Source organism: Sporolactobacillus sp. Y61 (assembly GCF_040529185.1).
In the GTDB taxonomy this organism is placed as follows: Bacteria; Bacillota; Bacilli; order Bacillales; family Sporolactobacillaceae; genus Sporolactobacillus.
Genome location: NZ_CP159510.1, coordinates 2,986,399 through 2,998,113 on the forward strand (window position 1 = coordinate 2,986,399; position 11,715 = coordinate 2,998,113).

Consider the following 11,715-nt stretch of genomic DNA (forward strand, 5'->3'; position numbering starts at 1 on the left):
CTGCATCCTTATCATATCTGGTATGGACAATCATCGGCAATCGGTAAAATTGCAGATGTAATCGTTTAATTTGATAAAAAAGATGAAAAAATGAATGTCTTTTCACCATTTTCCTGTGAAAAACATCCGTTTCAGCCTTTTTTCTCAAGTTCATTAATTTTCTTCGTGATCAATCCCGAAAGAAAATCATAGCCCCGATCTGAGAAATGCAGTCCGTCAGAGAGAAGCTTGTCCGTATAATCTCCGTAAGCCCGCATCGCATGGTGAAGATCAATCAACGGCACCTTCCTGTCAGATGCAACCCTTCTTACTCCCTCAGCATAAAGGGCAATCCGGCTGTTCGTCCTTTTCCCTGTCTGCCTTTCATCGATGATCGGAGAAGGCGTCAGCAGAATGCATCGTTCCGGTGAAATGGCCTGCACGATGCACTTCAGCTGGTCTGTAAACTGATCAAGGGGAATCCCTTTGTGGTAAGAAGAATCATTGGCACCAAAAAGGATGGTTGCTTTTTCAAAATCATGGCTGAGCACATCCTTATCCATCCTTCTGATCGCCCCGCTGGTGGTGTCACCGGACACGCCGGCATTGATGATTCTTTTCCATCCAAGATCCGCTTTTAGTCTGTCAGTCAGCCGCGGGGTATCCTCGCAACCGTTCCATCCTGCTGTAATACTGTCGCCAAAACAAATCAATGTGTGCATTTATTTATTCCTCCTTCAGGGCTCTTCCGGCCCCAGGCACGCTGTCTGTTTCCATTTTATTTTTTCTTATAATATAATTAAATCATAAGCGTTAATATGACCACGGTCGATACGGGTTTCTTTTGCAATCACGGTTTTCAGCCATTCTGATCCGTGATCTGCCGCCAGAAGGCATTTTCTTGCTACACCTCCCATTCCCAATATTTTCATGTTTCCCGCACCCTTTCATCGTCCATATTACAAGATAACGGAGGATTGTATCCAGGGAGAATTTTCGATTGACATAGCTAATCCCGGTATTGCCTGTGGATGGATGCCGGTCCTGTATCCGTTTTCTGCGCGCTGTGTCCTTATTCCTGCCATTATCCAAAAGGCGCTGCGCTGAATAACAGGCAGAAACTAAGATCAGCAGTCCGGTCAAAGACAACAGAAAGGAGAAAATAATCGAAATTTTTGATTTATGTCCCTGATCTTTCCTATAATTAAAATATCTTATATGAATGAGGCGAATTTTTTTATGGAAACCACGACAATCAAAGGAACAGATCTCCATCCAACTCGGATTGCTCTGGGCACCTGGGCGATCGGCGGATGGATGTGGGGAGGTTCTGACGACAGAGAATCCATCAGAACGATTCACAAAGCTCTGGACAGCGGCATTGCAACGATTGGTACAGCACCTGCCTACGGTCAGGGCCATTCCGAAAAAGTTGTCGGACAGGCCATAAAAGAATATGGCCATCGTGAAGACATCGTTCTGGCGACAAAAGTATGTCTGGACTGGCAGGGAACCAATGTCTTTCGTAACGGATCTAAAGAACTGATCCACAGACAGATTGACGACTCCTTAAAACGTCTGGGAACGGATTACATCGATATTTATCAGGTACACTGGCCGGATCCGCTCGTTCCGATTGAAGAGACAGCGGAAGCGATGGGAGAGCTGTACAAGGCTGGAAAAATCCGTGCCGTCGGGGTCAGCAATTTCACCGTTGATCAGATGGAAGCATTCCATAAGGTGGCCCCGCTGCATACCGTGCAGCCACCCTATAATCTCTTTGAACGGGATATTGAACGGGATATCCTTCCCTTCAGTAAAAAGCACGGGATTGTGGCCCTGTGTTATGGCAGCCTGTGCCGGGGGATGCTGAGCGGGAAAATGACAGCTGACCGCAAGTTTAGTGGAGACGACCTTCGCCTGTCTGATCCGAAATTCAGGGCACCGCATTTCGCCCATTATCTGGCGGCAGTCGATGAACTGGCAAAACTTGCGAAGGATCGTTTTGGTAAATCCGTCCGCGCACTCGCCGTGCGCTGGATTCTTGATCAGACGCAGGATGGTATCGCTCTGTGGGGAGCGAGACACCCCGACCAGATTGCCGCGGCAACCGAAGTCGCTGATTTTCATCTGGACGAAGAGACACTAAAAGATATTGATGCTATTCTGGCAAAACATATTAAAGAACCGATCGGTACGGAATTTATGGCTCCGCCGACCCGAAAAGAAGCAGAAGAAAGCAAATAACGGGCTTCATGCTGTCAGAATTCACCGGCAATTTTCAGCGTCATCAAAGCGCTTCATTGCCGGTTTTTCTTAATTAAAAAATTATATCTGGAAAAATTAATAAAATGGAAGGTTGTTATCATTTATGGATCATGTTCACTCGGTTGCTATAACGTCACAAAATATTCCAAGACAACATAAAGGACTGACAGTTCGCCAGTTTGTCTTCAGAATCCTGCTTATATGTATCGGTGTCACCCTTGATGCCATCGCCCTTGACGTCTTTCTTGTCCCAAATCGGATCATCGACGGCGGTGTAGTCGGTATCTCTATCATGCTGGCACATTTAAGCAGATGGCCGCTCGGGCTGTTTCTTGTACTTATAAATATCCCTTTCTTTATCATCGGCTATAAACAAATGGGCAAAACGTTTACCATCAGTTCTGTCGTGGGGGTGACCCTGCTTGCTCTGTTAACCACGCTGTTTCATGATATACCACGGTTCACCGACGATCTGCTTCTGGCAGCCGTTTTCGGCGGCATCATCATGGGGATTGGCGTAGGCCTGATTATTCGAAATGGCGGATCTTCCGACGGTACGGAAATTCTTGCTGTGATGTTCAATGAAAAAACGCCGTTTTCCGTCGGTGAGATTGTTCTGTTTGTAAATATCTTCATTCTCGGTTCTGCCGGTTTCGTTTTTGGATGGAATAACGCGATGTATTCATTGATTGCTTATTTCATTGCCTTTAAAATGATTGATATTGTGACTGAAGGTCTCGAATCTTCAAAGGCGGTCTGGATCATCAGCGACCTGCATCAGGAAATCGGGGATGCGCTGAATGACCGGTTAGGCCGCGGTGTGACCTTCCTGAATGGGGAGGGTGCCTACACGGGGAACGATAAAAATGTTATTTTCACTGTAATCAGTCGTCTTGAAGAGGCAAAAGTGAAAAACATTGTAGATTCAATCGATAAATCTGCCTTTCTGGCCATCAGCGATATCCACGACGTCAAAGGGGGACGTTTCAAGAAACGAAGCATCCATTAATCAGAGCTTTTAGACCGGAGCCTTTTTCCCCTGGCTCCGGTTTTCTTATGACGCATTCTTGAAAGAAGGGTCGTTATGATCACCCAGCCGGCGTTCAGAAATAGAAGGGCGCTCGTTGAGAAGAAGACATAGCGGATGCCAAAGCTTCCGGCCATGTGACCACCCAGAAGTGATCCGCCAAGGGTGCCCAGAAATTGGGCAGACTGATTGTAACCGAATAGCCGGCCGGTTATTGCCGCAGGAGCCATCTTCTTTACAATCGTGTTAATCGCAGGCAAGGTACCTGCAGTAGCCAGACCGAGCAGAAAGCGGAGAAAGGTCAATTGCCAGGGATTGGTCACAAATGCCTGAGGAACAAAAATCAGTCCTGTCAGCAGCAGGGAGAAAATCAAAATTCTGCGCGGTCCGATCCGGTCAGAGATCCTGCCCAGAAAGGGAGCTGCAATTACGCTTGCCAGACCGGCAGCAGCCACAACAATGCCCGATATGATCTCCAGATGTTCATGGCCGGGTGCAAGAATCGTGACATATACGGTGATAATCGGCTGAATGGACATATTTGCCAGTTGAACCATGAATGTGGTAATGAAGAGCGAAAGAAATAAACCGATATGAGGGGTCATCCGAATGACTTTCCGGAAACCAGGCGTTTTTTCCTTTCTCAGCACTGTCTGCTCTCTGATCAGAAACAGTGAAGCAAGGAACGCGCAGCCCAGAAGCAGGCTCGTGTTGACAAACACCAGCCGCATACCCATGAAATCAGAGAGGACACCGCCAATCAGCGGTCCGATCAGGGAACCGCTGATCCCGCCCGTCGACAGGACACCAAGCGACCAGCCTGCATGACTTCTCGGTGTCTGTGTCGCCACCAGAATGATGGATGCCGGAATATATCCGGAAACAAGCCCCATAATCAGTCGCATGACGAGAAGCTGATAGACGTTCTGGGCAAAAGCCATGCTGAAGACCACCAGACACATGCCAAGACTCGCCCGCAGCAGCATCGGCTTGCGTCCATACTTGTCGGCAAGCGAACCCCAGAGCGGTGAGACGATCGCAGAAACGAGAAATGTGGCACCGAAGATGATCCCTGCCCAGCGTTCGATTTCAGATGTACTGCTGACCCCGAGCTGTTTAATATAAAGCGGCAGGAAAGGAATAATCTGACTCATCCCTGCTGCAGTCGCAAAGGCGCCAAACCAGCATACATAAAGATTTTTCTTCCAGAGAGGGAGTGCCACAGAAGTTACCCGCTTTCTAACATATTTCATGCCGGATTTTTACCAGAAAGAAAAAGGCGCCTGCGAAAAAAGGCGCGATTTCTACTCATATAGCCATTCAGTATTTTTTCACCGATGAATGTTATTATACTCCGAATGTCTTTTTTGTAAAGGACTGATCATCGTAAATCAGACGGCATGATGTTGCTGTGCCCTTTTCCGCGCTGCTTTTTTCTGGGTTGCCCGTCCTGCCACAAGAATAACAACAGTGATCACTGCGACAACCGGCCATTCTACCCACTGCGTTGCGCTGCCCAGGGCCTCTTTGACAAAGGGTTCCGAGAAGAGCATACGGCCGGCAGTTACACCAAGTATTGCCGCACCAAGATAGATCAGCCAGTGATAGCGGTCGATCAGTTTCATGATGATCGCACTGCCGCCCATCAGAAGCGGGACGCTGACCAGGAGTCCGATAACAACGAGAAGCGGATGATTACCCGATGCCCCGGCAACCGCAAGCATATTGTCAAGGCTCATCAGGGCATCGGCAAGAATGATCGTTCTGACGGCGCCCCAGATACTGTCTGCCGCTTTTACAGCCTTTGCCTGATTGTGGTCTTCCGGTTTCAGCAATCTGTAAGCGATCCAGACGAGAAGGATACCGCCAATAAAATGAAGCCCGGGAATCATCAGAAGATAAACAACGGTCACCGTGCACAGGATACGGATGATGACCGCACCGATTGTCCCGTAAAGAATGGCCCGTTTTCGCTGATCATCCGGCAGGCGACGTGCGGCCATAGCGATGACGACTGCGTTATCGCCCGCCAGAAACAGATCTATCCCTATAATAGCCAGAAATGATGACCAGAATGCAACAGAAAATATATCCATGAAAAGAAGTGCCTCCTCAATAATAAAATAAAACTAACTGTCATAATAAAATGCCTCTCCAACGTGTTTGCGGAGAGGCTGTTCATTTCGTGTCTCGTAAACCAGCGTTTAGTATAGGATTGGAAGGAAATCCCGTCAATGACAATCATAACATTTTTTCACATCATCCCGACTGTTAAATCGATTCCGTCTGTTCCGATTGCTCGATTTTCTGAGCTGCACGGGGGTGCCTGCTCTTCCATCCGAAATAAATGACTCCGGCGATGATGGCAGCGATAATCGGCCACTTAATCCATGAGAAGGCCGAAAGCCCGTCAATGATAAAATGCTCAGAAAAAATCATATTACTCGCAGTAAAAGCAAGGACGCCTGACCCGGCATAGGTGATCCAGGTATAACGATCCACCAGCTTCAGGAAAAGCGTACTGCCGCCCATGACAAGTGGAACACTGATCAAGAGTCCGATAATCACGAGCAGATAATTACCTCCGGCTGCACCACCAATCGCCAGGACATTGTCCAGGCCCATCAGGGCATCAGCCATGATAATCGTTTTAATCGCCGCACCCAGGCTGGCTTTCGCTTCAATATGCTTGCTCGACTGATGCGCTCTGAGCAAATTATAAGCAATCCAGACAAGAATGAGACCACCGACAAGATGCAGCCCGGGATCATCAGCAGCCAGACAACCGCCAGTGTAGCCACTGCCCGGATCACAACGGCACCCAGTGCCCCGTAAAGAATTGCGCGTTTCCTCTGATGTTCCTGAAGCCGCGCTGCAGCAAGAGCAATGACGATTGCATTATCGCCGGCCAGAATCAGGTCAATAGCAACGATCTGCAGCAGTCCCGTCAGAAACTGGAGAGAAAAAATATCCATTCACTCATCCTCCTGTAACTTTTAATCTTTTTTGGGCAAAATAAAAACAGTCTCTCCGACGTACGTACGACAGAAAGGCTGCGCGCATGAAAAAACCTTTGCCCTTTCGTCCGTCCGAGGCAAAGGTCTGGCCAGCAGCAACATGGCTGCCAGAGAAAGCCGGGGATTATTCCCGTAATGACGGCTTTTCTCTTTCGGCTACTCCCCTTTAAAAGAGGCTATTAAGTTAGTAATTTAATTATACAGTCAGTCTCCGGATCTGTCAATAAGATAAATCACTTTTTCTGATCTGGAAAGAGATGGTGCTGATAGGCATAAACAGCTGCCTGAGTACGATCCGAAACATTCAGCTTTCCCAGGATACTGCTGACATGCGTCTTAACCGTCTTTATGCCGATGAATAAAACCTTTGCGATTTCCGCATTACTCCTGCCATCGGCGATCAGTCTCAGTACCTCCCGCTCTCTTTCTGTCAGCTGGTCAGAAAGAGCCGGCTGTCTGTGATATCCGGCAACGATTTTCTGAGCGACTTTGCCATCCAGAACCGTCTTACCGTTATGCGCCTTATGAATCGCTTCAATAATTTCCTCAGCGGAAGACGTTTTCAATAGATAGCTGGTTGCCCCGGCTTTGATCGCCGGGAAGACCTGCTGATCATCATAATAACTGGTCAGTATGATGATTTTACGTAAAGGATGCTTTGCGAGGATCTCTTTCGTCGCATCGATTCCGTTGCCGCGTTCCATAATCAGATCCATTAAAATCACTTCAGGATCAAGCTGCTCACTCAGTTCAACACCCTGGGCACCTCCCGAAGCTTCTCCGACAACTTCGATGTCATCCTCTGTATCCAGACAGGCAATCAGCCCTTTTCGTACCATGTCATGATCATCAACAATCAGAACTTTAATTTTATCCTTTATCATTCTGCCCGCCTCCCGTGAATCGGCACCCGTAAGTGGATGGACGTGCCTTCTCCCTGATGTGTTGTAAGTTGATAGGAACCGCCGATTTCCTCCGCACGCTCACGCATCGTCTTGAGTCCATATGATGCGATCTTTTCCTGATCCGGAGAAAAGCCCCGGCCATTGTCATAGATCGACAGGACAACAGACCCGTCGTCCTCCCTGAGACCCAGTTGCACTTTTGTCGCTTCAGAATGTCTGAGTGCATTAGAAAGCGCCTCCTGGCTCAATCTGAACAGATTATTCTCCACACCTTTCGTCATGCCGCTCACTTTTTCAATGCTGGCTTCAAAATGAATCGGCGTTTTCCCGTCCAGTTCCCGGATCAGACGACTGAGACCGTCGCTGATGGATTCATTATTCAGCCGGACGGGACGCAGATGTAAAAGCAAAGCTCTCATCTCACCCTGAGCTTTTCTGGCTATATCGGAAATGTCGGTGAGATTTTCTGCTGCTTTGTCCGGGTGAGAATGAATCATTTTCACCGCGGCCGATGCCAGCATCGACAGGGCAAAGAGCTGCTGGCTGACCGCATCGTGAAGATCCCGGGCAAGGCGCTGTCGCTCTTCTGTCACGGCTTCACTTCTGATTCGGGCATTCATTTCGGTATTCTCATCTACCAGACGCTGCAGTGATTTAACCTGATGATCCATTTTATCGGCCAGATCGTTGAGCGACTGTTCGATTCTGCTCATCGAACCGCCGCTGCCGGTACGTATACGCGCTGATAATTTGCCTGCAGAGAGCGTTTTAATGTACAGGTCGATAGTCTGGAGCTGATTTCTTAAAAGGCGATAGTTCCGGATGGCGAATCCCGTTTGAACAACGAACTGCAGGACAAAACATGCACCTGAAGCCAGACTGCTGATCAGTAAAGCATCCGGATCCGGGCGATAAAAGAAGTAAATGCGAAACAGGATGAAAAGCACCACAGCTGAAGCAGCACTTAAAATGGCCTGATATTTAATGGTTTGAATATGATAATGAAACATCTGTCATCACACCTGATCAATGCTTAAATCGATGACCTGAAAATCGAACGTAAAATCGATTTTCCGGACCGCCTGATCATAATGAGCAGTTTGCCAGGAATAATTTCTCAAAACACCGCTCTGCTCTGCATCGTCTATTTTCACATCACCGACTTTGGCTCTGACTTCGACTCTGAATTCCAGATCATCAGGCATGGTTATTTTAATGTCACCCACCCATCCTGAGAGCCTGATCGGGATCGTTTCATCCGGAATGAATGCCTTTGTGAAGTCAAATGTATAACTGCCAATCCTGACCCGCTCATTCATCGGTTTTGCCATCCAGTTCTCCTTTTGGTAAGCGGCATCGTTTACAAATGCCCGCTTTGTGTCCTTTTCACCCTCACCTTTTGTATTCCAGTCAAATATGATATGCTTTTTCCTCTGCTTATCATTGGAATAGCCTTTTTTAAATTTTATGGAATAATCCCGCTGAAAAAGCATCGAAAGTCCAAAATAAATAATCAGGTAAGGCCACAGTTTCCAGAAATCCTGCCATTTAAAGATCAGATAACCATACTGATCGGCCAGCAGTAAACCACCGTAAATGAGAAAGAACAGTCCGAAGAAGATATTCGGCCTTTTTCGATGAATGAGTGGAACGATAAGAAGCAAAACACCAAATAAAATGGCTAAATAGGGCAGGCCATCATCAAAAGTCGACATCATTTCCGGGGAAATAATATTCAAACTGTCCAGCATCCAGTATATACCCAGTACGATGATGATCAATGCGATGAGTATTTTCCCAAAAGACATAAAATCCAGCCCTTCCATGATCGAACTCATTTCTTCTGTATAATCTTACTATACCTGCTCCCCCGTCTCATTTCTACAGGCTCGAAACGGTATTTGCCTCCGCCCGGAGACGGATCGTCCATATTGTTACAGTTATGCGACATCCGTCTGTAACACTTGGTGAATTTTTCCTGACTGGTTTATGATAAAGAAGTAACGGGCAAGATTTAAAAGTATAACGAAAGGATGATTCATATGGATAAAAAACTGCAGACCTTAGTCGATGGCCTGAACAAAGATCTGGCTGGTGAATATTCTGCGGTCATTCAGTACAATTATTATGCCACGACCGTATCGGGCCTGAATTACCAGATACTGAAGCCTTTTTTTGAAGCAGAAATTCCGGACGAACTTGGGCATGCTGCATACCTGTCGGAAAAAATCGCTAATCTCGGCGGTGAGCCGACAACGGTCCCGGCACCGGTTAAAAAAGTCACCGAAGCTAAAGCCATGCTTGAAGAGGCACGTAAAGCAGAAGCGGATACGCTTGAGAATTACAAGCAGCGGCGCAGCCAGGCTCAGGAACTCGGCTTAATTGAACTCGTGGTTAAACTGGAAGACATGATCGCCGATGAACAGAGTCATTTCGAAAAGCTGGCGAAGACGCTGAAAGATCCGCTTTTCGCCTGAGCAGCATGTATAAAAAGGAACGGTCGCGACCGTTCCTTTTTTCTCTCTTCTCTTCAGCGTTTCAATGGTTTCGTTCGCCGCTTACCCTGCGCCTGATGTAAACCCAGGAGAAAATCAGACTGACAGCCAGTCCTGCAGCGAGAAATAATGGGAAGCCTGCCGGGGACCTGGCACCAATCGCTGCAAAGATGCTGAGCAGGAAGCTTTGTACCGACAGAAGAATAAAAACAAACCGGACAAAGCTGTGCTGTCTGAATGCATCCGCAACAGGATACAGGCCGGTAAGTGCCTGAGGAAACGGATGCTTCCAAAGGGGTAAAAGCTGCAATCCTGTCAGATAAACCACAGAACCGACAAGAAACGCGGTATAGTACCCGACAGGCAGCAGGCAGGCCAGACTTCCGATCAGCGTCAGACGTACGTACATCCCCAGATAATCGTCTGATCGGATAAACGTCTTCACAAACAGCTGCTGATAGACAGCGGATCGATTAAAAGAACGGACAGGAAAAAGACCACTGAGCAGTCTTCTTGCCTTCACTCGATGCCTCAGGCGGGGAACATCAGTAAACAAATTGGCAAATCGGAGAAAATGCATGGCCTGTCTCTCCTCCATCTCAATCACGCTTCCCCAGTTCAGAAGTCCGGAGTCAGCCTGATGGTGATACAGGAAGACAGAAGCCAGAATCATGACCAGGAGGCAGAACAAAACCGCGATCCACGGGAAGCGAAAAAAAGCCATTGAGAGCAGCAGAAAGGTCAGTCCCCAGCGCAGCAGTGTCAGCGGAAGCACATAGCGGATGAACTGCTCCTGCCAGTGGCAGTCAATATTCCAGGCCTTCGCAGCAAATACCGCCGCAATCACAATGATCCAGGACTGGATGGTTCCGCCTGAATGCATGTACAGCGGCGCTCCCACGAGAAGAATCAGAAACAGGACCAGACATTGCATGATAAAACTGTATACTCTGCTTTTCCTGAAATAGCCGGAAAGATGTGCCTCCATCGGAAGCAGAAAGACCTGGTCCGCGGGTCTGGTAAACGTCCGCACCGGCGAGCGAACCGAAAGAAGGGTCAGGACCGCACATAGAAGCAGTGCACCCGGAAATTCTGCCGGGAGCCCGTCCAGCCATTTTTTATAATAAAAGCTGCCAATAATGACCATGGCATAAAGGAAGAACATCAAACCGCTGTTCTTTCCAATCAGATTCCAGTACCTCAGCTGCATCTGAAAGTTATCGGAACAGCGCTTCTCCCACAGTTTACTCAGCTGAACCATTTTGTCTCGCCCCTAGCCACTGCCAGATAAATATTCTGCAGCGAAGCATTCGGATCACCATAACGGGCACGAATCTCATCCAGAGTCCCCTGAACGACAATTTTCCCCTCATGAAGAATGATGAAACGGTCACAGTACTGTTCTGCTGTCGAGAGAATGTGCGTCGACATCAGGATGGCCGCTCCTTCTTTTTTCATTTCAACCATCAGGTCAAGCAATGATTGAATGCCGAGCGGATCAAGACCGACGAACGGTTCATCGACAATATACAGATCAGGCCGGACGAGAAAGGCACACATGATCATCACCTTCTGCCGCATCCCCTTGGAAAAATGGATGGGGAACCAGTTCAGCTTCTTTTCCAGATGAAACAGGCGAAGGAGTCTCCTGCTCCGCTTTTCAAAGCTGGTTTTGTCCAGATCATACGCCATCGCCGTTAGCTCGAGATGTTCCTTCAGCGTCATCTGTTCATACAGCTCGGGCATCTCCGGTACATAAGCCATCTTCTGCCTGTAGCCCGTCAGATTTTCCCGGATCGTCATCCCTTCGACACGGATTTCCCCGTCAAAGGGATCGAGAAGGCCAAGTATATGCTTAATCGTCGTACTCTTTCCTGCACCATTCAGACCGACAAGGCCAACCAGTTCCCCGGGATTCACGTCAAACGAAATATCGTTCAGCACAGGGTGTTGGCGCGAATAGCCTCCGCTCAGATGGTTTACCGTTAAAACTTTTGTCATATTGTCTCTATCCCTGCTTTTTC

The 11,715-nt window shown here is 48.0% G+C and carries 12 protein-coding genes and 1 pseudogene; 3 read left to right on the forward strand and 10 right to left on the reverse strand.

Features of this window, described 5'->3' with window-relative positions:
• Nucleotides 1-131: 131 nt before the first annotated feature.
• Entirely contained in the window at nucleotides 132-701 is a 570-nt protein-coding gene (locus tag ABNN70_RS14315) for a GDSL-type esterase/lipase family protein (protein WP_353948172.1), read from the reverse strand.
• A gap of 66 nt (nucleotides 702-767) precedes the next feature.
• Nucleotides 768-911 carry a hypothetical protein gene (locus ABNN70_RS14320; RefSeq protein WP_165364200.1) on the reverse strand — a complete coding sequence of 48 codons (144 nt, stop codon included), beginning with the start codon at nucleotides 909-911 and terminating at the stop codon, nucleotides 768-770.
• A 307-nt stretch (nucleotides 912-1,218) separates the two neighbouring features.
• Between ABNN70_RS14320 and ABNN70_RS14325 the strand changes: the two genes are divergently transcribed.
• Nucleotides 1,219-2,226, forward strand: a complete 1,008-nt coding sequence (locus tag ABNN70_RS14325) for an aldo/keto reductase (RefSeq protein ID WP_353948173.1) — start codon at nucleotides 1,219-1,221, stop codon at nucleotides 2,224-2,226.
• 124 nt (nucleotides 2,227-2,350) lie between these two features.
• Entirely contained in the window at nucleotides 2,351-3,256 is a 906-nt protein-coding gene (locus ABNN70_RS14330; RefSeq protein ID WP_353948174.1) for a YitT family protein, read from the forward strand.
• Here ABNN70_RS14330 and ABNN70_RS14335 read toward each other — a convergent pair.
• The 6 genes and pseudogenes from ABNN70_RS14335 to liaF all read right to left on the reverse strand — a co-directional run bounded on the left by ABNN70_RS14335 (nucleotide 3,253) and on the right by liaF (nucleotide 9,004).
• Nucleotides 3,253-4,497 (reverse strand): multidrug efflux MFS transporter, encoded by a 1,245-nt coding sequence (locus tag ABNN70_RS14335; RefSeq protein ID WP_353948175.1) that lies wholly within the window; start codon nucleotides 4,495-4,497, stop codon nucleotides 3,253-3,255. The genes ABNN70_RS14330 and ABNN70_RS14335 overlap by 4 nt on opposite strands.
• Nucleotides 4,498-4,665: 168 nt before the next feature.
• Nucleotides 4,666-5,370 (reverse strand): TerC family protein, encoded by a 705-nt coding sequence (locus ABNN70_RS14340; RefSeq protein ID WP_129928041.1) that lies wholly within the window; start codon nucleotides 5,368-5,370, stop codon nucleotides 4,666-4,668.
• 175 nt (nucleotides 5,371-5,545) lie between these two features.
• A pseudogene (locus ABNN70_RS14345) lies at nucleotides 5,546-6,249 on the reverse strand (TerC family protein).
• A gap of 275 nt (nucleotides 6,250-6,524) precedes the next feature.
• Nucleotides 6,525-7,175, reverse strand: coding sequence for a response regulator transcription factor (locus ABNN70_RS14350; protein WP_353948176.1), 651 nt, complete (start codon nucleotides 7,173-7,175; stop codon nucleotides 6,525-6,527).
• A complete protein-coding gene (locus tag ABNN70_RS14355) occupies nucleotides 7,172-8,206 on the reverse strand; it encodes a sensor histidine kinase (RefSeq protein ID WP_353948177.1) in 1,035 nt (344 codons plus the stop codon). Before ABNN70_RS14355 ends, ABNN70_RS14350 begins: the two co-directional genes overlap by 4 nt.
• 6 nt (nucleotides 8,207-8,212) lie before the next feature.
• Nucleotides 8,213-9,004 carry a cell wall-active antibiotics response protein LiaF gene (gene liaF / locus ABNN70_RS14360; protein WP_353948178.1) on the reverse strand — a complete coding sequence of 264 codons (792 nt, stop codon included), beginning with the start codon at nucleotides 9,002-9,004 and terminating at the stop codon, nucleotides 8,213-8,215.
• A 234-nt stretch (nucleotides 9,005-9,238) separates the two neighbouring features.
• Between liaF and ABNN70_RS14365 the strand changes: the two genes are divergently transcribed.
• On the forward strand, nucleotides 9,239-9,673 hold the full coding sequence (locus tag ABNN70_RS14365) for a ferritin-like domain-containing protein (RefSeq protein ID WP_129928036.1): 435 nt from the start codon (nucleotides 9,239-9,241) through the stop codon (nucleotides 9,671-9,673).
• 61 nt (nucleotides 9,674-9,734) lie between these two features.
• Here ABNN70_RS14365 and ABNN70_RS14370 read toward each other — a convergent pair whose 3' ends face one another.
• Nucleotides 9,735-10,952, reverse strand: a complete 1,218-nt coding sequence (locus ABNN70_RS14370; RefSeq protein ID WP_353948179.1) for an ABC transporter permease — start codon at nucleotides 10,950-10,952, stop codon at nucleotides 9,735-9,737.
• A complete protein-coding gene (locus ABNN70_RS14375; RefSeq protein ID WP_353948180.1) occupies nucleotides 10,940-11,692 on the reverse strand; it encodes an ABC transporter ATP-binding protein in 753 nt (250 codons plus the stop codon). Before ABNN70_RS14375 ends, ABNN70_RS14370 begins: the two co-directional genes overlap by 13 nt.
• Nucleotides 11,693-11,715 lie beyond the last annotated feature (23 nt).

Bases quoted from the DNA above. Each gene is read 5' to 3' on its own strand.
- ABNN70_RS14315 (WP_353948172.1), bottom strand. From the start codon at position 701: ATGCACACATTGATTTGTTTTGGCGACAGTATTACAGCAGGATGGAAC.
- ABNN70_RS14320 (WP_165364200.1), bottom strand. From the start codon at position 911: ATGAAAATATTGGGAATGGGAGGTGTAGCAAGAAAATGCCTTCTGGCG.
- ABNN70_RS14325 (WP_353948173.1), top strand. From the start codon at position 1,219: ATGGAAACCACGACAATCAAAGGAACAGATCTCCATCCAACTCGGATT.
- ABNN70_RS14330 (WP_353948174.1), top strand. From the start codon at position 2,351: ATGGATCATGTTCACTCGGTTGCTATAACGTCACAAAATATTCCAAGA.
- ABNN70_RS14340 (WP_129928041.1), bottom strand. From the start codon at position 5,370: ATGGATATATTTTCTGTTGCATTCTGGTCATCATTTCTGGCTATTATA.
- ABNN70_RS14350 (WP_353948176.1), bottom strand. From the start codon at position 7,175: ATGATAAAGGATAAAATTAAAGTTCTGATTGTTGATGATCATGACATG.
- ABNN70_RS14355 (WP_353948177.1), bottom strand. From the start codon at position 8,206: ATGTTTCATTATCATATTCAAACCATTAAATATCAGGCCATTTTAAGT.
- liaF (WP_353948178.1), bottom strand. From the start codon at position 9,004: ATGTCTTTTGGGAAAATACTCATCGCATTGATCATCATCGTACTGGGT.
- ABNN70_RS14365 (WP_129928036.1), top strand. From the start codon at position 9,239: ATGGATAAAAAACTGCAGACCTTAGTCGATGGCCTGAACAAAGATCTG.
- ABNN70_RS14370 (WP_353948179.1), bottom strand. From the start codon at position 10,952: ATGGTTCAGCTGAGTAAACTGTGGGAGAAGCGCTGTTCCGATAACTTT.
- ABNN70_RS14375 (WP_353948180.1), bottom strand. From the start codon at position 11,692: ATGACAAAAGTTTTAACGGTAAACCATCTGAGCGGAGGCTATTCGCGC.